The organism is Actinomadura sp. NAK00032 (genome assembly GCF_013364275.1).
Classification (GTDB): domain Bacteria; phylum Actinomycetota; class Actinomycetes; order Streptosporangiales; family Streptosporangiaceae; genus Spirillospora.
Map to the genome: position 1 here is coordinate 7,315,331 of NZ_CP054932.1, position 18,995 is coordinate 7,334,325.

Annotated in this window: 16 protein-coding genes; 9 read left to right on the forward strand and 7 right to left on the reverse strand. The window is 71.9% G+C overall.

Translation table 11 applies throughout. The features are described 5' to 3' along the window. Window positions 1-234: 234 nt before the first annotated feature. The 4 genes from HUT06_RS33395 to HUT06_RS33410 form a co-directional block, all read right to left on the reverse strand. Complete coding sequence (locus HUT06_RS33395) at window positions 235-1,548, reverse strand: M48 family metallopeptidase (RefSeq protein ID WP_176199343.1); 1,314 nt, start codon at window positions 1,546-1,548, stop codon at window positions 235-237. Between the two features lie 123 nt (window positions 1,549-1,671). Further along, window positions 1,672-2,370, reverse strand: a complete 699-nt coding sequence (locus HUT06_RS33400) for a Crp/Fnr family transcriptional regulator (protein ID WP_176199344.1) — start codon at window positions 2,368-2,370, stop codon at window positions 1,672-1,674. Between the two features lie 117 nt (window positions 2,371-2,487). Next, window positions 2,488-3,447, reverse strand: a complete 960-nt coding sequence (locus HUT06_RS33405) for a hypothetical protein (protein WP_176199345.1) — start codon at window positions 3,445-3,447, stop codon at window positions 2,488-2,490. 108 nt (window positions 3,448-3,555) lie between these two features. Then, window positions 3,556-4,980, reverse strand: coding sequence for an MFS transporter (locus tag HUT06_RS33410; RefSeq protein ID WP_176199346.1), 1,425 nt, complete (start codon window positions 4,978-4,980; stop codon window positions 3,556-3,558). 193 nt (window positions 4,981-5,173) lie between these two features. Here HUT06_RS33410 and HUT06_RS33415 point away from each other — a divergent pair, with 193 nt between their 5' ends. The 3 genes from HUT06_RS33415 to HUT06_RS33425 are packed head-to-tail and all read left to right on the forward strand — an operon-like array spanning window position 5,174 to window position 11,589. Continuing rightward, complete coding sequence (locus HUT06_RS33415; RefSeq protein ID WP_176199347.1) at window positions 5,174-7,135, forward strand: NACHT domain-containing NTPase; 1,962 nt, start codon at window positions 5,174-5,176, stop codon at window positions 7,133-7,135. Beyond that, entirely contained in the window at window positions 7,101-8,399 is a 1,299-nt protein-coding gene (locus tag HUT06_RS33420) for a hypothetical protein (RefSeq protein ID WP_176199348.1), read from the forward strand. Before HUT06_RS33415 ends, HUT06_RS33420 begins: the two co-directional genes overlap by 35 nt. Before the next feature lie 49 nt (window positions 8,400-8,448). Then, on the forward strand, window positions 8,449-11,589 hold the full coding sequence (locus HUT06_RS33425) for a DUF4132 domain-containing protein (protein ID WP_176199349.1): 3,141 nt from the start codon (window positions 8,449-8,451) through the stop codon (window positions 11,587-11,589). Between the two features lie 6 nt (window positions 11,590-11,595). On the opposite strand, the gene HUT06_RS33430 is transcribed toward HUT06_RS33425, so the two are convergent. Then, entirely contained in the window at window positions 11,596-12,150 is a 555-nt protein-coding gene (locus tag HUT06_RS33430; RefSeq protein ID WP_176199350.1) for a TetR/AcrR family transcriptional regulator, read from the reverse strand. Window positions 12,151-12,248: 98 nt separating this feature from the next. Here HUT06_RS33430 and HUT06_RS33435 point away from each other — a divergent pair, with 98 nt between their 5' ends. The 5 genes from HUT06_RS33435 (at window position 12,249) to HUT06_RS33455 (ending at window position 16,669) form a co-directional block, all read left to right on the forward strand. Then, complete coding sequence (locus tag HUT06_RS33435; protein ID WP_176199351.1) at window positions 12,249-13,187, forward strand: zinc-binding dehydrogenase; 939 nt, start codon at window positions 12,249-12,251, stop codon at window positions 13,185-13,187. 393 nt (window positions 13,188-13,580) lie between these two features. Next, window positions 13,581-14,003 (forward strand): hypothetical protein, encoded by a 423-nt coding sequence (locus HUT06_RS33440; RefSeq protein ID WP_176199352.1) that lies wholly within the window; start codon window positions 13,581-13,583, stop codon window positions 14,001-14,003. Next, window positions 13,993-15,186, forward strand: a complete 1,194-nt coding sequence (locus tag HUT06_RS33445; RefSeq protein ID WP_176199353.1) for a hypothetical protein — start codon at window positions 13,993-13,995, stop codon at window positions 15,184-15,186. Before HUT06_RS33440 ends, HUT06_RS33445 begins: the two co-directional genes overlap by 11 nt. Then, on the forward strand, window positions 15,183-15,779 hold the full coding sequence (locus tag HUT06_RS33450; protein ID WP_176199354.1) for a hypothetical protein: 597 nt from the start codon (window positions 15,183-15,185) through the stop codon (window positions 15,777-15,779). Before HUT06_RS33445 ends, HUT06_RS33450 begins: the two co-directional genes overlap by 4 nt. 2 nt (window positions 15,780-15,781) lie before the next feature. Further along, window positions 15,782-16,669, forward strand: a complete 888-nt coding sequence (locus HUT06_RS33455; RefSeq protein ID WP_176199355.1) for a hypothetical protein — start codon at window positions 15,782-15,784, stop codon at window positions 16,667-16,669. Between the two features lie 7 nt (window positions 16,670-16,676). Here HUT06_RS33455 and HUT06_RS33460 read toward each other — a convergent pair whose 3' ends face one another. Next, window positions 16,677-17,297, reverse strand: a complete 621-nt coding sequence (locus tag HUT06_RS33460; RefSeq protein ID WP_176199356.1) for a TetR/AcrR family transcriptional regulator — start codon at window positions 17,295-17,297, stop codon at window positions 16,677-16,679. A gap of 113 nt (window positions 17,298-17,410) precedes the next feature. Here HUT06_RS33460 and HUT06_RS33465 point away from each other — a divergent pair, with 113 nt between their 5' ends. Beyond that, window positions 17,411-18,430, forward strand: coding sequence for a hypothetical protein (locus tag HUT06_RS33465; protein ID WP_176199357.1), 1,020 nt, complete (start codon window positions 17,411-17,413; stop codon window positions 18,428-18,430). A gap of 13 nt (window positions 18,431-18,443) precedes the next feature. On the opposite strand, the gene HUT06_RS33470 is transcribed toward HUT06_RS33465, so the two are convergent. Beyond that, complete coding sequence (locus HUT06_RS33470) at window positions 18,444-18,905, reverse strand: macro domain-containing protein (protein ID WP_176199358.1); 462 nt, start codon at window positions 18,903-18,905, stop codon at window positions 18,444-18,446. Window positions 18,906-18,995 lie beyond the last annotated feature (90 nt).

The window sequence follows — 18,995 nt, forward strand, 5'->3', positions numbered from 1 at the left end:
TCGCATCATTCTCCAGAGCCCCTGAAATGGTGGGTTGTCCCCCGTACGCCCCGAACTTTCCTGATGATGGCCGGGCCGCATCCCGCGACCCGACGCTAGTTATCCGACTGTTACGGATTAACGATCTTCCAGTTGAAGGAAGATCAAAAGTTGCTCGATGTCCTAATTTTTCCGTTTGCGAGGGAGATTGCCCCGCTTGAATGATTGCCTTAACGGTCTAAATCGGACACCGAATTAGAATCGGTTATCAGAATGACCGCGCCGCTGGCCGGATTCGGCCGCCATTCCCGGCGGATCACCGTCCAGGGCCGTGCCGTCCATAGCCGCACCGTCCCGGGCGGCGCTGGAGCCGGCGCCGGGGATGACGTCCTGGGGCGCGTCGTCCAGCGCGGCGTCGTCGATGACGGGGAGGGCCGAGAGCTCGCGCAGGAACGCGTCCAGCAGCCGCTCCTGCGCCCCCGGCTCGGCCTTCCTCGCCTGCTCCCGGATCAGCCGCAGCCCCTCCAGCAGATGGCTCTGCGCCGTCGCGAACCGCCGGGCCCGCCGCTCCAGCTGCCCGAGGTCCAGGTGCGCCTCCGCCGACGAGGGGACGTGCTCCAGCAGGAAGAGCAGCGTCTGCCGCGCCTCCTGCACCGCCCCGAGCGCGATGTTGCACCGGCCGAGCCGCAGCAGTGCCGACGGGCTGGGCGGCGCCACCGGGTCGTCCTGGACGCCGAGCAGCTCCTCCAGGTCGATGCGCGCGCGCTCGAACTCGCCGAGCCGCATCAGCGCCTCCGCCCGGACGTCCAGCAGCGCGGCCCACCCCTCGCGGTCGTCGGTCGCGACGCCGGCCAGCAGCCGCACCGCCTCCTGCGGCCGGCCCCGCTCCAGCACCGCCCACGCCCGCGCGACCCCGTCCGGCGGGGCGGCCGCCGCCTCGGCCGCGCTGTCCGGCGCCCCCGCGGTGCCGGACGGCGCACGGTCCGGGCCGCCGGACCGGTCCGAGACGTACAGCCAGGCGTCCATCGCGAAGCCCTTGCCGGGCAGCGAGCTGCGCACCCGCCAGAAGTCCTCGGCGCGCAGCGACCGGAACCCGTTGCGGATCACGTCCTGGAACAGGTGGTCCGACACGATCACCGCGAGCTGCGCGGCCGGGTGGTCGTCCAGCGCGTCCTTCACCGGCGGGCTGTCCAGCAGCCGGAAGCAGTCGATCACGGCGGCGCCGTTGAACCCGGCCGGGCCCGGCGTCACCAGCCCGCTGGTCAGCGCGAGCCGCAGCCGGATCCGCGCGTCCTCGGCCAGCAGCCGGTTCTCCTGCCGCAACGCGACCTCCAGCTCCGCCACCAGCGCCGGGATGGCGGCGGTCTCGTCGATGTCGCTCGGCGGCAGGATCAGCACGCCGTCCCCGCTGCTCTGCACGATCTGCTCGGGCAGCCCCGCCTCCCGGCAGGCCGCCATCGCCACGGTCACCAGCGCCTGCTGGGCGCGGATCTGCTCGGGTACGAGCCTGCTGCTCCACCCCTTGATGTCGAGCGCCGCGCACAGCGAACGCCGCGACCGTGCCCCCATGCGTCCCCCTTTCCTCCGTGACCGCAGTCTCGCGGCCGGGGGGACGGAGCAACCCGCACCAGTGCGGGAAAGGCGAGATCGCCTCAAATCCCGCCGCGCGGGAGCGTCACTCGCCGCGGAGCATCACTCGCACAGTTCGGACGGCGCCTTCATCTCGGCGAGCCTAGCCAGCTCGTGCACGTCCAGCAGCACCACCCGGCCCCGCGCGCACAGCACGATGTCGCGCAGCGCGGGCCCGTTGAGCGCCTTCTGCACCGTGCCCTCCTGCGCGCCGATCAGCATCGCGAGCTGCTTCTGCCGGAGCCGGACGACGGGCCGGCCGTCCTCGCGCTCGGGCGCGCGCCACGCCTGGTACAGCAGCGCCCGCGCCAGCCGCACCTCGACCTCGTACCCGGCCGCGTCGGCGCGGTAGCTGTTGGCCTGGGAGAGCCGGTCGCCCGTCATCAGGTTCAGCGCGATCAGCGCCTCCGGGTGCGCGCGCAGGCACGCGATGAACGGCCGCGCCGGGATCACCGCCAGGATCGACCGGTCGAGCGTGGTGACCGTCGCGGTGCGGACGCCGTCGCCGAGCACCGCCATCTCGCCGACCAGGTCGCCGCGGTGCCTGATGCCGAGCAGCGACACGCTGCCGTTCTCCACGCCGCGCACCACCGCGACGCGGCCGTCGAGGAGGAGGTGCACCTCCGTGCCCGGCTCGCCCTGCCGCATCAGGGGCCGGTCGCGCTGGACGGTCCGCGGCATGCCGAGCCGCAGGACCGCGTTGCGGGCCGGCGGGGTCAGCCGGCCGAGGAACGAGAGATGATGCCAACCGGAGCTCGTCATCGACGTCTCCTCAGCGCACGTGCGTGTCGCCGCTCCGGCCCCGCGGAGCCGGGCCGCCCGGACGGGCATTCAGTATGGCAGCCTCCCCACCGGCCGTTCCGGTCATGAGACACATATCTACGGTGCCTCCCATGTCCGGGCGAGCGCGGCGGCCAGCAGCACCCGCGCCCCCTGCCGGTCGCCGCGCCGGGCCGCCTCGCGGGCCAGCACGCGCAGCGGCGCGTCGCCCGCCGGGAACACCTCCGCCGCCGCGTTCACCAGCCGGTCGCCCTCGTCCGAGCGGCCCCGGCGGTAGGCGCGGTTCGCCAGCGCGAGCAGCAGCTCGTACTCCAGTCGCTCCAGGCGCTCCCGGTCGGGCCCCGTGCGCGACCGGACGACGCGGAGCCCGTCGGCGAGATAGGCGGACGCGACGTCGTCGTGCTCCTCCAGGTCCATCAGCGGATAGGCGGCGGGCGTCAGCGGATACCGGCGCAGCAGGTACCGGCACGTCTCCACGGCCGCGCGCCGCTCCCCGAGGCCGCGCTGGCGCTGCGCGAGCGCGAGCAGCCTCTCCGGGCCGGGGCATGCGCCGCCGTGCGGTGCGCTGGGGGTGTGGCCGGCCGGCCACACCCAATGGTCGGGCCCGCACGCCTCCCCCTTCACCCGCTGGAAGGCCGGCATGGACCGCGCGTCCCGGAGCCGCCAGTGCAGCAGCGCCCCTATCACCACGGTGAAGGGGGCCTCTCGGGGGCCGGGGCGCCGGAGCAGGCGGGCCGCCTCGGCGACGATCTCGGCGCCCGTCCGCGGACCGGCCGGGCCTCCGGCGACCCCGATCGTCGTCCCGTCCCCCGGCGGGCGGCGGCGGCGCAGGCCGTCCAGGAGCACGGGGGCCGCCTCGGCGGGGTCGGCGCGCAGGACGAGCGCCAGCACCTCCCCCGACCCCAGCACCGCCCCGACCCGGCCCGCCCGCCCGGCCTGCCCGGCCCGTCCCAGGAACCCGGCGGCCTCCGCGCGCGCCCGTAACCGCGCCGGGGTGTCCAGCCGGTCCCACCCCCCGATGCGGAACGCGATACAGGTGATCCGCTCGCCCTCGTGCACCCGACCTCCCGGTGACCGTGCCGCCCCTCGCCACCGTCTCCCGGCGCGGCGCCGCGCTCCCCGTTCCAATGCGGGCTGGCGCGACCGGGCTCGGCCGGACGGGCCGGGTCACGCGGCGGCGGGCTCGTCCTTGGGCGTGCGCCGCGGGCGGGGCAGGAAGGGCACGATGGCCGTGCCGGCGACCGTGACCAGGGCGGCGACGAGGAACGCGGCCGTGTAGCCGTCCACCAGGTCGGGGCCCGCGTTCGCGGCGGCGGTGCTGAGGACGGTCAGGCCGATCGCGCCGCCGATCGTGCGGGAGGTGTTGACGACGCCCGCGACGGTACCCGCCTCCGCGTCGTCCGCGCCGCTCGTCGCGACCTCCACCAGCGGCGTCATGAGCAGGCCGAAGCCGAGGGCCATCAGCGCGCCGGGGCCGAGGATCGCGCTGAGGAACGTTCCATCGGCGTCCAGCACGGCGGCCTGCCACGCGAACCCGCCGGCGGCCATCAGCCCGCCGATGCCGGCGAGGAGCCGCGCGCCGACGCGGGCCATGAGCGCGGGCGCGAACCGCGAGCCGAGGATGATCCCGGCGGTGTGCGGGAGGAACGACAGGCCGGTCTTGACGGCGCTGTAGTGCAGGACGTTCTGCATGTAGAGCGACAGGAAGTACCAGAGCGCGAACCCGGCCATCGTCATGACGAGCGTGGCGAGGTTGCCGACCGCCACGCTGCGCCGCCGGAACATGCCCAGCCGGACGAGCGGCTGCGGCGCCCGCGCCTCCACCGCGACGAACAGGCCGAGCAGCCCGAGCCCGGCGGCGAGCGGGATCAGGGACGTCCAGCCGTGGTCCTCGGTCTGCCCGATGCCGAAGGCCAGCAGGCCGACGCCCGCGGTGACGAGGACGGCGCCGGGCAGGTCGAGCCGGGCGCGTCCGGTGGCGGGCCGGTCGTCGCGCAGCCAGCGGGCGGCGACCACCGCGACCGCCACCCCGACCGGGACGTTGATCAGCAGGACCCAGCGCCAGCTGAGGTAGTCGGTCAGCAGCCCGCCGACGAGTCCGCCGGTCGCGCCGCCGGCGGTGCCGACGGCCGTCCACATGGCGATCGCCCGCGTCCGCGCGGGACCGGCCGGGAACGTCGCGGTGACCAGCGACAGCGTGACGGGCGCGAGGACCGCGGCGCCGATTCCCTGCGCGGCGCGGGCGCCGATCAGCATGGCGCCGTCCTGCGCGAACCCGCCCGCCAGGCTGGACGCGATGACCAGGCCGAGGCCCGCCAGGAACACGCGCTTGCGCCCGTAGAGGTCGGCGGCGCGCCCGCCGAGGAGCAGGAACCCGGCGAACGTCAGCGAGTAGGCGTTGACGACCCACTGCAGCCCGGTGGAGCCGAGGCCGAGACCCTCGCGCATGTGCGGCAGGGCGACGTTGACGACGGAGATGTCCAGGACGACGAGGAACTGCCCGATGGACGCGGCGAGCAGCGCGGCCCAGCCGGGCGTTCGCCCGGCCTTGCGCACCGCCTCTCCATCGGCAGTGAGATCAGTGGTGCTCATGCCGGTCATGCTGCCCTCCGACCCGGTTCGTCCGCGTCGGGCAAGGGGACCAGGAGAGCACGTCCGATTGGACTAGGACCCGAGCGCCGGAAGGTATCGGATCGGCGACGGAGGTGGGCGGGGCGGGCATCGGCGCGGTTAGGTGTGTACCGCCGGGCCTTGTCGTCGGACGCGGGGGCTGACCGTCGTGCGGATGCTGAAGTACCTGGGCCGCGCCCTGATCGCGGCGTCGTTGACGGTCGCGGCGGGGGTGGCGGTCAACCAGATCCTCAACAACGGGAAGCTGAGCTGGAGCTGGGGCTATCTGGCCTTCGTCTTCACGGTGCTGGGCGGGCTCGTGCAGGCGGCACCCCAGACGGTGCGGTCGCCTTCGGAGGACGTCCCGCCCCCGCCGCCCGCGCGGCGGAGGCGGACGGGGTCACGTCGCGAGTACCTGCGGCGGATGCGCTCGGCGGTCGACCAGATGGAGACGATCGGCCTGGTCACGCAGGCGGAGTTCGTACTGCGGACCCGGCAGGTCTACGTCGATGTGATGCTGCGGCCTAGGACGGTCACCGACGTGGTGACCGACACCGGCATCGGCCCGGGGCCGGCTGAGGGCGCCGGTCGGCGCGCGTCGCTGGCGTCCTTCCTCGCGGGGGGCCGGATGCTCGCGGTGCTGGGCGCGGCGGGCTCCGGAAAGACGACCCTCGCCCGCCACACGGCGTTGGAGATGGTGGAGCGGCGCCGGTTCGGATGGCGGCACCGGGGGCGGCTTCCGGTGCTGCTGTACCTGCGCGACCACGCGGCGTCCGTCCTGGGCGATGAGCCGGGCGGGCTCGCGCAGATCGCGGCGGCGGCACCCTGGCTGAACGGCGCCGTCACGGCCGAATGGCTGGAGCAGCGGCTGGACCGGGGCCAGTGCGTCGTGCTGCTGGACGGCCTCGACGAGGTCGCCGACGCCCGGCACCGCAGCCGCGTGGTGCAGTGGATAGAGGACCAGTACAGCCGCTACCCGGACAACGCCTTCGTCGTCACGTCCCGTCCTGGCGGATACGACGGCAACCGGCTGTCGCGCGCCGACGTCCTTCAGGTGCAGCGGTTCACGTCCCGGCAGATCAGGGACTTCCTGCACGCCTGGTACCAGGCGATCGAGCACCGCTCCCGCGAGGGCGACGCACGGGAGATCGACCGGATCGTCCAGGAGCTGGCCTGGTACATGATGCGCCGCAATCTCCGGGACGTCCCCGCTGAGGAGGCCGAGCGCGCGATCCGCACCGTGCTGCAACGCACTGCTCCGGATGTTTCTCCCGAGGCGTTCCTCCGCTACGTCAGGCGCAGCGGCCTGCTGCTGGAGCATCAGTACCGGCACTACGGCTTCGCGCACCTGACCTTGCAGGAGTACCTGGCGGCGGCCTTGGTCCCTGGGCACGCGTCCCGCCGCCAACTGCTCGTGGAGAACGTCAGTGATCCCGCTTGGCGCGAGACCACACTGCTGTGGGCCGCCCGCGCCGACGCCAGTCCCGTCGTAGAGGCGTGCCTGGAGGCGCGCACGGTGACCGCCCTCAGCCTGGCCTACGCCTGCCTGGACGAGGCCCGCGAAGTCGACCCCGCACTACGCGCCCGGCTCGACGAACTGCTCAACACGACCTCCGACGACCCCGACGAGATCCGGCTGCTGGACGGAGTCGCCGCCGCGCGCGCTCTGCAGGACACCCACGCCCTCGACGACACCGGCACCCGCATCTGCGCGCACCCCGTCCCCGACGAACTGTGGGCCCGTTACGCGTCCCACTCAGACAGCGACGCCGTCCCCGGGCCAGGAGCCGACCTCTGGACGTCCGACATCTCAAGATTCCTCGCCTGGCTCAACGGCCTGTTCGGCGACGGCGCCAGCTATCGCCTACCCAGCCCGTCCGAGGCGAGCCAGGCACTCGACAGCGACCTCTACCCCGCCGACCGGACCGGCCTTTACGCGGCGGAGGACGACTGGGCGACCAACGCCGACAGGGAGCGCATCGTCACCGCCGACCCCGACCTGCACCCCCACCGCCCCGCAAGGTGGCAGATCGCCGCCTATCCCGAGCTGATCCTCAACCACACGCACTTCATCATCAGGATGCTCGCCCCCCTTCTCCCAGGTGACCTTCTGGCAACTCGCCGCGTATGCCGGTGACCGCCGTCTCACGGAGAGAGGCCAACGGCTCCTGCACAGCATCGACCTCGCTCTCGACCTCGCCTTCAGCCGTGAGCCCGCCCATGGCCTCACCCGTGACCGTGTCTCGGAGAAGGCCCGCGCGCTCGGGCTCGACCTCGACCTCGACGATCGCCCCACCGCACCGCGCACCTTCGACGTGCCATTCCGCAACGCCATCGCCCGCGCCCTCGCCTATGCGCGCGACCTCCAGCGCGACCTCCACCGCGACCTCGACCTCGACCACGTCCTCGACGCCTTCTTCGCTGCGGCCACCCGAGACTTCGTCCCGAGCAGGGCCGAGGCGCTCCTCCCCTCACTCGAGCTTCTGCTGATGTACGACGCCGAGCGCCGCGGCCTGTCCTCCGGCGCCCGGGGTTCCGGCGCCGTCCCCATCATCACCGCCGCGCTCGCGGAGACCGCGCGCCATGTCCCCGTCCACGAACTGAACCGCGCCCTCGACCGGGCCTTCGACCGGGCCTTGGGGCTCGCATACGAGGCCGGGGCCTGGTTTCCTCGCAGCGGCACCGTCGTTCCGACCCGCGACCTCCCCCTTGCCCTGGACCGTGCCCGCCGCGATGGCGCTCCGATCCCCGGCCCCCTCGCCGCTCTGGTCCTCGCGCGCGACCTCGCTCTCGCTCAGGCCCGTGCCGTCGACCACGACCCCGACGGCGGGCAGCGACGCACCGAGTACATCGCCCGCGACCTCGGCTTCGCCCAACTCGGCGCCTCCAGCGGTCTCGAGACCCAGGGCATGGTCGCGATGGGCCTCGCCTGCGCCCAGCTGACCCACTGCTACACGGCGCACGCGTTCGAGGGCGGCACCGGTCGCCGTCGCCGGAGGGAGGAGGAGGCGTCGCTGACCCGGTACCTGGGCAAGCTGCTGGACGCTCAGGCCCTGCCGGCGGTGCCGCCCTCCGGCGACCCGGCGTTGGCGCTCGCGCAGGCCCAGATCCTCGCCGAGCGACGGGGCGAGCCGGCTCTGGGGACGCTGATCGTGAACGCGTTCGACCTGGCCGCCCAGCTGCGGTTTCCCGACCGTCCGACTCGGCAGGAGGACCTCGTGTGGGCGGCGACGTCGGTCCTGGCGGCGCTCACGCTCGTGGGCGACGGGGAGCCGGACGAGGAGTTGACCGAGGTGCTCCGCAGCGCTCTGTGCACGCTGATCGCACTTACACCCATCTCCCCCGGCTACTGCGAGCCCGAGCCGCGAGCGGTGAAGCGGCTCGTCCTGGTACGGGGCTGAGTGCGGGGATTCTGGTTGGTTCGTCGGAGACGTCCTCTACGGTCGGGGCATGGAAGATCAACTCCAGGCGGGCGAGGACGAACTGGTCATCCCGGAAGGGTGGCGGCGCCAGCTGTACGCGCGGCGCGGCGGGCGCCCCGGGCCGAAGATCAAGGCCGTCCCGTCCGGCGGAGCGGAGTTGCGCGAGCGCGCCATGCAGCTGGAGCCCGCCCACTGGGAGGCCGTCGAGCCCGCGTCGGCCAAGGCCGCCCGTGACTACCTCGACGGCGACGCGAACGCCCTCGGCGCGGCCGTGCTCGGGAAGATGCTGGCCGACGCCCCGCCCCACCACGGCGCCGTCGGGGAACTCGCGGTGCCGCTGACGGACGCCTGGGCCGCCGACCACGGGGCGCCCTTCGCCGCGTGCGCGTTCGTGGAGTTGGCCACCCTCTTCGACCACTCCGGCATCGGCACCATCGGGGGGCGGATACGGAACATGCTGGCCCGCGCCGGCGACGCCGAGTACGCGGACGCCGTCGAGCGTCTGGCGGCGTACCGCGACACCCCGACCCGGCGGGTGTCGGTGTCCTTCCTCGTGCCGACCCGTGAGGACTGGGTGGACGAGTGCTGCGCCGCGCCGCCCGACCCGGTCACCGAGTCGAAGTCGTGGTGGCTGCTGTACAGCGCGCTGGGCTCCCGCCGGCAGGTCGAGATGATCGCCCACCACGGGCCCGTCCTGTCGTACTGGTGGGACCGCCCGTTCCTGGTCACCATGATGGACGGTGCGGGGGCGGCCATCGCGCCGCTGCTCGCGGAGGCGTTCGACGAGAACCAGGGCTTCAGCGCCCAGCGCACCAAACCGTTCGTCGAGGCGCTGTCGATGCTGCCGGGCGACGAGGCGCTGCAGGCCCTCCTGGACCGGGCCGACAACAAGCTGGTGAAGCCCCTGCTGGTGGCGGCGACGAAGCGCTTCCCGGAACGTGCGCGGCGGCTGCTGCCCTCGGAAGCGCTGCCGGGCGGCGCCGGCCGGCGGGAGGACGGGCTGCCGGACGCTCCTCCAGCCGCCCTGCCCCGCCCGCTGGCCGACCCGCCGTGGCAGCGCGCGGGCGAACGGCCCCACCCGGCGCCCGTAGAGGGCCTCACGCCTCCCGCCGCCACACGGATGCGCTGGCTGCCGGGCGAGCGGGACGCGTGGTCCAAGACCGACCACCGGCACCGCGAACCGTCGACCGACGACTGGGACGCGCTGGTCGATGAGTTCCGCCGCGGGCGCGCCGGCGGCTACGGTCTCGGCGTCCTCACCTACGGCCCGGAGGAGGAGGTCAGGCCGCTGCTCGGTGCCTGGAAGCCGCAACTCTGGGAGGCCGAGATGTGGCTGCGGCCGACCGTGGCGCGGTTCGAGGCCGACGCCCTGCCCGTCGCGCTGCGGATCGCCGAGGCGGACATGAAGGGCCTCGGCGACCGGGCGCTCCCGTTCCTGGACGCGGAGCTGGCCCGGCTGATGGCAGAGCGCCTGAACCGCCCGAAGAAAGGCCGCGATGTCGCGCTCGCCTGGTTCGACAGGCACGGCCTGGACGCGGTGCCGCTGCTCGTCCCGGCCGCAGTGGGCAAGCCCGGGAAGCCGCAGCGCGAGGCCGAGGACGCCCTGCGCCTCCTAGCCGACGCCCACGGAACGGACAAGGTCGTAGACGAGGCGGCGCGCGCGCACGGCGACCAGGCGGCCGCAGCCCTCCACGCGACGCTCGCGATAGACCCTCTTGACCTCCTGCCCGACCGCATTCCGCCCGTCCCCGACTGGGCCGATGTGCAAGACCTCCCGCAAATCAAGCTCCGGTCCCGGAACGACGCGCTCCCCGCCGACGCCACGCAGCATCTACTGCCAATGCTGGCCATCTCCTCACCCATGCAGGTCTACGCGGGCGTCGGGATCGTCAAGGAGGCGTGCGACCGGGCGTCCATCGCCTCGTTCTCCTGGGAGCTGTTCCAGCTGTGGCGGCAGCACGGTGCTCCCGCCAAGGACGGCTGGGCCCTGGCACAGCTCGGCTGGCTCGGCGACGACGAAACGGCCCGCAGGCTGGCCCCGCTGATCCGGGCATGGCCCGGCGAAGGCGGCCACGCCAAGGCGGTCACCGGCCTGGACGTCCTCACGGCGATCGGCGGCGAAGTCGCCCTCATGCACCTGTACGGCATCGCGCAGAAGGTCAAATTCAAGGGCCTGAAGGCGCGCGCGCAGGAGAAGGTGCAGCAGGTCGCAGACAACCTGGGGCTGACGTCCGACGAACTGGGCGACCGCCTGGTCCCCGACTTCGGCCTCGACGCGACCGGCGGCCTCGTCCTGGACTACGGCCCGCGCCGCTTCCTCGTCGCCTTCGACGAGCACCTCAAACCGTTCGTCACCGACGAGGACGGCACCCACCGCAAGTCACTCCCCAAGCCGGGCGCCAAGGACGACAAGGAACTCGCGCCGGCCGCCCACCAGCGCTTCGCCGCGCTGAAGAAGGACGTCCGGACGGTCGCCGCCGACCAGATCCGCCGCCTGGAGTCGGCGATGATCGCCCAGCGCCGCTGGACGGCCCCGGAGTTCCGCCGCTTCTTCGCGGAGCACCCGCTCGTCTCCCACATCGCCCGCCGCCTGATCTGGCTCGCGGAGGACGCGACCACGTTCCGCATCGCCGAGGACGGCACCCTCGCGAACGCCGACGACGAAGCGCTGAAGCTCCAGGACAACGCCACCATCCGCATCCCGCACCCACTGGAGTTCCATGACACCCTCACCGCCTGGACGACGCTTTTCGCCGACTACGAGATCCTGCAGCCGTTCCCGCAACTGGGCCGCACCGTCCACACCCTCACCGCAGCCGAACGCGCCGCCCGGCAGCTGGACCGCCTCCAGGGCCTCACCGTCCCGGCCATGGCCGTCCTCGGGCTGGAAAGGCGAGGCTGGCGGCGCGGCGGCGCCATGGACGCCGGACTCCAGTGGTCCATCTACCGCGAGACCCCAGGCGGCCTGTACGTCAACGTCAAGCTGGACCCGGGAATGGCCATCGGCGACCTGGAGGACAGGGGCCCCCAACAACTGCAGGTGATCCGCCTGGACGACCACCCGGAGGACGGCTACTGGAACGGCACCCGCATCGGCCGCCCCTTCGGCGACCTGGACCCGATCACGACCTCCGAGCTCATCACCGAACTGACCGAAGCCGCGTCCTAGCCCCGATCAACCTTCACGCGGGCCGGTCATGAGCGGCACGATGTGCTCGCGGACGTGCCGCTCGTCCGGCGGGTCGCCGTGCGTCATCAGGTGCACGAAGATCAGCGCCGGGCCGGCGTCCGCGCGGCTCTCCAGGTCGGGCACCGGGCCGATCACCCGCCGCAGGTTCTCCCGGTTGGCCGCCAGCAGCGGGTCGACCTTCGCCTCGCGCACCGCCGCCGCCAGCTCCGAGCCGGGGTCGGTCAGCAGCACCGCCAGCAGCCGCGCGCGGCGGTGGCGGAGCCCTTCGGCCATCCGCACCAGGCCCGCCACCAGGTCGTCGAGCGGGTCGCCGCAGGGCGCGGGCGCGCGCTCGGCCGCCGCGGCCCGCAGCGCGTCCACGACCAGGGCGTACTTGGTCGGCCAGCGCCGGTACAGCGAGCCGAGCCCGACCCCGGCGGTGCGCGCGACCTCCGCGACCCGCAGCCCGTCGTAGCCGCGGCCGTCGAGCAGCTCCAGCGCCGTCCGCAGCACCGCCTCGTCGACGGCCGGGTCCCGGGGCCGCCCCCGCGTCGCGCTCACCCCCCAACCTTAACGGCAACGTTGACTTCCGCATATCAACCGAGCTATACCAGTAACCATCATTACCGGTATTCACCGTTCCCGAAAGGCGGATGCACATGAGAGCCGTCGTCACCGACCCGGAGCGCACCCCGCGCCTGCGCCTGTCGGAGGTACCGCGCCCGGAGCCCGCCCCCGACCAGGCCCTGATCAAGGTCGAGGCCGTCTCCCTCAACGCGGGCGAGACCCGCCGGGCACTGGAGGCCACCACGGCCTACGTCCCCGGCTGGGACTTCGCCGGCGTCATCGAGGAACCCGCGGCGGACGGCACCACCCCGCCCAAGGGCGCCCGCGTCTACGGCGCCGTCCCCCTGGAGGGCGCCTGGGCCGAGTACGTCGCCGCCTCCGCCACCGTCCTCGCCGAGATCCCCGACGGCGTCACGATGGCCCAGGCCGCCGCGCTCCCGATCGCCGGGATCACCGCGCTGGTCGCCCTGGAATCGGCCGGCACACTCCTCGGCCGCCGGGTCCTCGTCACCGGCGCGTCCGGCGGCGTCGGCCGCTACGCCTGCCAGCTCGCCCACCTGGCCGGCGCCGAGGTCACCGCCATCAGCCGCCGCCCCGCCCTGCCGCGCCTGCTCCGCGAGGACGGCGTCCCCGCCACCGTCCACCCCACGATCACCGCGGCCCGCGACGCCGGCCGCTACGACGTGATCCTGGACGGCGTCGGCGGCGACTCCCTGGGCACCGCCCTGGGCGCCCTCGCCCCCGGCGGCGTCTGCGTCAGCTTCGGCAACGGCAGCCGCACCCCCGCCAGCTTCGACCCCGTCGACTTCTACAACGTCCCCGGCGCCCGCCTCCAGGGCCTGTGGCTCGGCAACCTCCTGACCACCCCCACCGGCTGCGGCCCCATCCTGACCCGCCTGGCAACCCTCGTCGCCAACGGCCGCCTGCACGTCCCCATCGACGCCGTCCTCCCCTGGACGAGCATCAACGAAGCCGCCACCCGCATAACAACCCAAGCCGTCCACGGCAAACTCACCCTAGAAATCCCCTGACCACAACACTCCCGGCCCGAGCACGGCACCCACGCTCGATACGGGCACCGAACGGCCGATTCAGTGAGAATTCCCGGTCGCCATCTGCGTCTCTGTGAGCAATCCGACACACCTACTTGTCGGTACATTTATGGACAGCGACTCCGAAAGCAGACACGTTCGCTCCCGCCCGTTTCAGCAGGCACGGCGGCCGAGAAGCGAAGCACATTCGGATTACGGCCTGTGTAGTACATCCGGAAACCTTGCTGTTTGCGACCGAGACGAGGGCAAGTGCCCCTGGCCGCGACCTTCCTTATGCGCGATAACCCTGGAAGATCCACGATTACCGGCCCATAATGAGGCCTGAATTAGGGACACGGGGCGACCGCGAGAGACCGGGGAAGGTGCAGCGACATGGATCCCGCGCTGGCAGGGCTCGCCGGCGCGGTCGCGGCGGCCCTCGTGGAGGCCATGACGACCGATTTCTGGGGCACCGCGAGGAGCCGGCTCGCCCGGATCGTCGGCCGCGGTGCGCATACCGCCGAGTCGGACGTGACCCGTGAGTTAGAGGAGTCCGCGGGCAGGGTGAGCCGGAGATCCCCGTCCGAGCAGGCGGCCGTGGCGGCCGAGCAGGCGAGATGGACGGCCCTGCTGACGGCCTTCCTCGCCGAGCACATGGACGCCTCGACCGAACTGCAGGACTTCGTCAGGCATGTCCGAGAGGCATTGCCGGACACGGACGCCGTCCATGTCGTCCAGAACATCACCACCGGGCGGAACGCCTTCATCGCGGGAAGGGACCAGCACATATCCCTGACCTTGGACGATGATGGGTGAAGAGCTGGAACATCCGGCCTCCACGCAACAGGTGTGGGCGAGACGCGACGCCTTCGTCGCAGCCCGGGACATCTACGTCACCGCGGTGATGGGCACCACGCCGCAGTCATCCGTGGCCGCGGCGAGCGCCGTCAAGCGTGAACGGCCTCTCTTCGTCCAGTACACGAATCCAGAAATCCTGGCGTGCTACGGCATCGACGTCAGTGAAAGGCACGCGGCGCTCACTCTGACCCAGGCGCTGGACGCCACACGGCTGGCCGTGCTCATGACCGAACGGCACCTCCTCATTCCCGCGTCCTACATCTTCGAGATCCCCTGGTACCCGGTCTTCCTCGGGTGTGTGGAGCCGCTGGTGCGGGCGGGTGCACTCCGCTACGTCGCACCGGTCCCGGATCTCGCCGACTACCGGGAGATGAAAGTCCACGAGTACCGCCGGGACCGGCACAACCCCTACCGCCACACCGGCTTGCGGGGAATCTGCGCCGATCCCGATTTCCGCTGGGCCCCTCGGCACGGCGGCGGGACGGCCGCCGGAATCGGCGAACTGTGGCGTGCGGCCCTGCAGCCCGGCGGCGAACTGCACCGCGTCGCACGCGGGACCGCGCGCAGATGGCACCGGCCGCGGGGACGCGCCGAACGGCTGCTCGCGCGGACCCCCGAACGGCTGGACGGGCAGGCCTTCATCGGCCGGTTCGTGGAGCGCACGCTGCCCGTGCCCCTTTCACCCGCCGAAAGCACATCGCTCGCCTTCTTCCTTTCCCGCGCCTACCTGCGCAGTTACCTCCTCGACCTGGACGCCGCCATCCTCGCGGACCTGCCCGCGGGCGACCTGACCTGCGGTCTCGCACACCGGTCGGCGGGCATGGACGGCAGGCTCCCCTCCGCGCGGCGGCTCGACACCGTGCTTCGCTGGCTCGGCATCGCGGATTTCGTCCACCGCATCGCCGAGTGGGACGAACTGCTGCGGTTGCGCTCCCTGCCCGGATTCGGACTCGTCATCGACCGGGCCTACGACGAGACCTCACTGGACGCGCTGCGGATCGCGGTTCTCGCGGTCCGCGGATCACGTGGATTCCGCCTCGCCCGCACCTATGCCGAGGCGAAGTCCAACGTGCAGGCCGTGGCCGGCACCATGGCCGATTTCACGCTCAACGCCAGGACACCATGGAGAGACGATCGATGACCATATCCATATACTGCTCCGGCTCCATCATGAAGGGCGCGGCGGACGAGAAGAAACTCTGCTGGTCGGACATCGAGCGGCGGGAGGTCGCCAAAGGCGCCGCACCTCGCGAGGTCGTGTTCCTGAACCCGGACGACCCGATCACCGACCCGTCCAACACGCTCGGCCAGTTCGGCCGCGACATGTACCAGGTGATGGTCGCGACGGCGGTCGTCGTGGACGCCCGTGAACGGCGCGGTATCGGCATCGGCGTGGAAATGACCGCCGCCACCCTCCTCGGCACTCCGATCATCGTCGTGGCCCCGCGCAACTCCAAGTACCGGGCGGACGAGCTGGAATACCGCGGCGTCCTCGTCCGCGACTACGTCCACCCGCACGTGGCCGCGCTGGCCTCCGCGGTCGTCGAGGATTTCCTGACCGCCGGGGAACTGCTTGCGGAAGTGGCGCCGCAAAAGGCTCGCGAGACGTCCCCGATACCCGGCTGGCTCGATGAGGCCATCACGGAGTACCGCGACAACGTCCTGCCCGGCGATCCGCCCATGCTGGCCGCTCTGGAGCGACTGAACGAACCATCGCTCAGCATGGGACGCTGACCGTGATCACCGAGCTGGAACGGAGCAGCGCGGAACACATCGGGGACGGCCCACGGCTCTATCTCGTCCACAACGACCCCCTTGAGGAATTGCTCTTCGACCGCAACCTCATGGGGACCGGATTCCGCCGGGCGTGCCTTCGTTCCAGCCGGTGTTTCATCGCCCATCTGGCCGACGAGTTGAGCCCTGACGAGACCGCCGAACTGGTGATCCTGAGCAAGGGCCTGACGTACCAGCTGGCAGCAGCCGTTTCGGCGGAGACGGGCCGCAACCTGCCCACCAATCTGATCGCGACATCGCGGACGGCGGTCGCTCACGACACCGCCCGCATCGAGGTGCCGTACTGCTGCTTCGAGGCACCGGCCGAAACACTGCTCATCGGCGACACCGTCGCGTCGGGCGAAACCATCATCACGGCGCTCCGGCGTTTCCTGGACGTCCATCCGCTCCGGCGCGTCTTCGTGATCTCCTATGCGGGGACGCTCGTGGGCGCCACGAGAATCGCCGAGTTCTGCGCCGGCCACGGCATCGAGGCGACGTTCCTGTACGGTCTCGCGGCGTTCGGCTTGGGAGACAACGGCTTCGACCTGTCCTTCCTGCATCCCGAGACGATCACGCGGGCCCGCTACGCCGAGCGGGCCCGCGAGCAGTTCTCCGGACGGCCGGTGTCGGCGGTCGGCTGGGACTTCGGCTCCCAGTCCATGGCCCCGCGCAAATACCGGCACCTGAGCTGGGTCGAGTCGCAGGTCTGGGACCTCACCGACGCCGACTGCCTCAAAGTCGCCGAAGCACCCGACGACTGGTCGGAACTCGCCCACGAGCGGGCCGCCTACGAGCACGCCCTCCTGGCCGGCGAGGCCGGGGACGCGGGCCCCCTCCCCTCAGGGTGAACCAGAATCACTCAGCCGACGTGCCGCGTTGGCGGACCAGGGGGAGGTAGACCTCGTCGACGATCTCGACGAGGACCTCGTCCGGGGCGGTGGGGACGCCGCGCACCACGAACTCGTTGCGCAGCAGGACGATCGCCACGGTCGCGACGCGCGGGTGGAGCGCCTCCGGGGCCGCTTCGCCGCGCGCGACGGCGCGTCCGAGGATGGTCAGCCAGGAGGAGGCCACGGCGTCGGCCGACTGGTCCGGCAGCTGCGCCATGAGTTCCGACGCCCCGCCGGCCGCCGCGAGCAGGTCGCGCAGGATCGAGCCGAGCGGCGAACTCCAGTGGCGGTTCGCCCGGCGGAGCTGCTCAAGGACGTCGTCCCGCAGGTTGCCGGTGTCGGGCGGCTGGACGCTCTTGGCCAGCCGCCGGTAGGCGGCGATGCCGAGAGCGAGGCGGTTCGGCCAGCGGCGGTAGATCGCATTCTTGTTGGTGCGGGCGCGCTCGGCGACCCGGTCCATGGTCAGCCCGGAGAACCCGGACTCAGTGAGCTCCTCGACGGCGGCGTCGAGGATCGCCTCCTCCAGGACGGCGCCACGCCGCCGCGTCTGCCCGCCCGCTGGCCGTTCAGCCGGATCGTCCGCCATGCCCTCGTCCCGTATTCGGTACCGCCCGTTCCTCGCCAAGGTTGGCGCCGTCCTCGCACGAGAGGCAACTAAGGTACGTTGAGTACCCTAAATCGAAGAGAGGACACCTCCCCATGCGCGCCAAGGGCATCACGTACGACACCGGCTTCGTCCGCGACGGGCACAACTCGCGCGGACACTTCGATCCGGCGCTGGCCGAGCGCGAACTGCGCATCATCCGGGACGACCTGCACTGCAACGCGGTCCGCGTCACCGGCGGCGACCCCGACCGGCTGGAACTGGCCGCCACCCTCGCCGCCGACCTGGGCCTGGAGGTCTGGTTCTCGCCCTATCCCCTGGAGCTGACCACCGACGAGATGCTGACGCTCTTCGCCGACTGCGCCGAACGCGCCGAGCGGCTCCGGCAGCGGAACGCGGAGGTCGTGTTCGTGGCGGGCGCCGAACTGAGCCTGATGAACAAGGGCTTCCTCCCCGGCAACTCCCTGAACGAGCGGGTAGAACTCCTGAGCCGACCGGAGAAGCTGCGTGAGCTGGTCCCCGAGGTCAGCGGCCGCGTGAACGCCTTTCTCGGCGACGCCGTCAAGCTCGTCCGCGAGCGCTTCGGCGGCCGGATCACCTACGCGGCCGTCCAGCTCGACTTCGTGGACTGGACGCCCTTCGACATCGTCTCCATGGACCTCTACCGCTCGGCGGACATCGCGGACCAGTTCGCTCAGGGCGTCCGCACCCTCGTCGCGCAGGGCAAACCGGTCGCCATCACCGAGTTCGGCTCGTCCTGCTTCCGCGGCGCCGGCGACGTGGGCGCCCGCGGCCTGGAGATCGTCGAGTACGACGAGGACACCGGCGCCCCCGTCCGGCTGAACGGCGAGTACGCCCGCGACGAAGCCGGCCAGGCCGCGTACCTGAGCGAGTTGCTGGACGTCTTCGAGGCCGAAGGCGTCGACAGCGCCTTCGTGTTCATCTTCGCCCTCTACGACCACCCGCACCGCCCCGGCGGCGACCCCCGCGACGACCTGGACCTGGCCAGCTACGGAATCGTCAAGGTCCTCGAAAACGGCCACGGCACCACCTACCCCGACATGCCCTGGGAGCCGAAGACCGCCTTCACCGCCGTCGCCGCCCACTACCGCTGACGCGACTCAAGGCTCAGACCACCTGCGTCCCGCGCACTTCGGGCACATACAGCCGAACCTCCAGGTCGAGCGGGCCGAGGCGCTCGATGATCAGAGGGTGAACTGCGTCCCAGGCAAGGCCCCCATGACCGCATCCGAGGGGCGGGACGGCCACGCTGGTCATGTCCAGTTCGGTCACGAGGCGGGACAGGTCGCTCAGGCCGGATTCGATGTCCTCCAAGCGGGACGCATTCCGCCAGTGGCGCTTGGTCGGAAAGTTGATGACCCACCGGTTGTCATCGATCGGAACGGCAAGGACCTTGCCGGGCCGCAGACGACCCTCTGCACACGCGTCGGCGTAGGACGTGAAGTTGGCGGGGAACGCGCGCTTGAACTGGCGAGCGAGCCCCTTCCCCATCACACCGGCTGTGTTGACGGGATTGACGAGCGCCTGCGCATCGTCCTGCAGAAGGTCCCCGGTCCGCTCGATGATCACGTTTCCCCCACTCACCGGACGTCAGCGAGAGTAAGCACGACCACTGACATCCAGGGACTCACTGGCACGAGTCAGGGTCCGCCGTCCGGA

Excerpts from the sequence above, each read along its gene's own strand:
- HUT06_RS33395 (WP_176199343.1), bottom strand. The coding sequence starts at position 1,548 with ATGGGGGCACGGTCGCGGCGTTCGCTGTGCGCGGCGCTCGACATCAAG.
- HUT06_RS33400 (WP_176199344.1), bottom strand. The coding sequence starts at position 2,370 with ATGACGAGCTCCGGTTGGCATCATCTCTCGTTCCTCGGCCGGCTGACC.
- HUT06_RS33410 (WP_176199346.1), bottom strand. The coding sequence starts at position 4,980 with ATGAGCACCACTGATCTCACTGCCGATGGAGAGGCGGTGCGCAAGGCC.
- HUT06_RS33415 (WP_176199347.1), top strand. The coding sequence starts at position 5,174 with ATGCTGAAGTACCTGGGCCGCGCCCTGATCGCGGCGTCGTTGACGGTC.
- HUT06_RS33425 (WP_176199349.1), top strand. The coding sequence starts at position 8,449 with ATGGAAGATCAACTCCAGGCGGGCGAGGACGAACTGGTCATCCCGGAA.
- HUT06_RS33435 (WP_176199351.1), top strand. The coding sequence starts at position 12,249 with ATGAGAGCCGTCGTCACCGACCCGGAGCGCACCCCGCGCCTGCGCCTG.
- HUT06_RS33440 (WP_176199352.1), top strand. The coding sequence starts at position 13,581 with ATGGATCCCGCGCTGGCAGGGCTCGCCGGCGCGGTCGCGGCGGCCCTC.
- HUT06_RS33445 (WP_176199353.1), top strand. The coding sequence starts at position 13,993 with ATGATGGGTGAAGAGCTGGAACATCCGGCCTCCACGCAACAGGTGTGG.
- HUT06_RS33450 (WP_176199354.1), top strand. The coding sequence starts at position 15,183 with ATGACCATATCCATATACTGCTCCGGCTCCATCATGAAGGGCGCGGCG.
- HUT06_RS33460 (WP_176199356.1), bottom strand. The coding sequence starts at position 17,297 with ATGGCGGACGATCCGGCTGAACGGCCAGCGGGCGGGCAGACGCGGCGG.
- HUT06_RS33465 (WP_176199357.1), top strand. The coding sequence starts at position 17,411 with ATGCGCGCCAAGGGCATCACGTACGACACCGGCTTCGTCCGCGACGGG.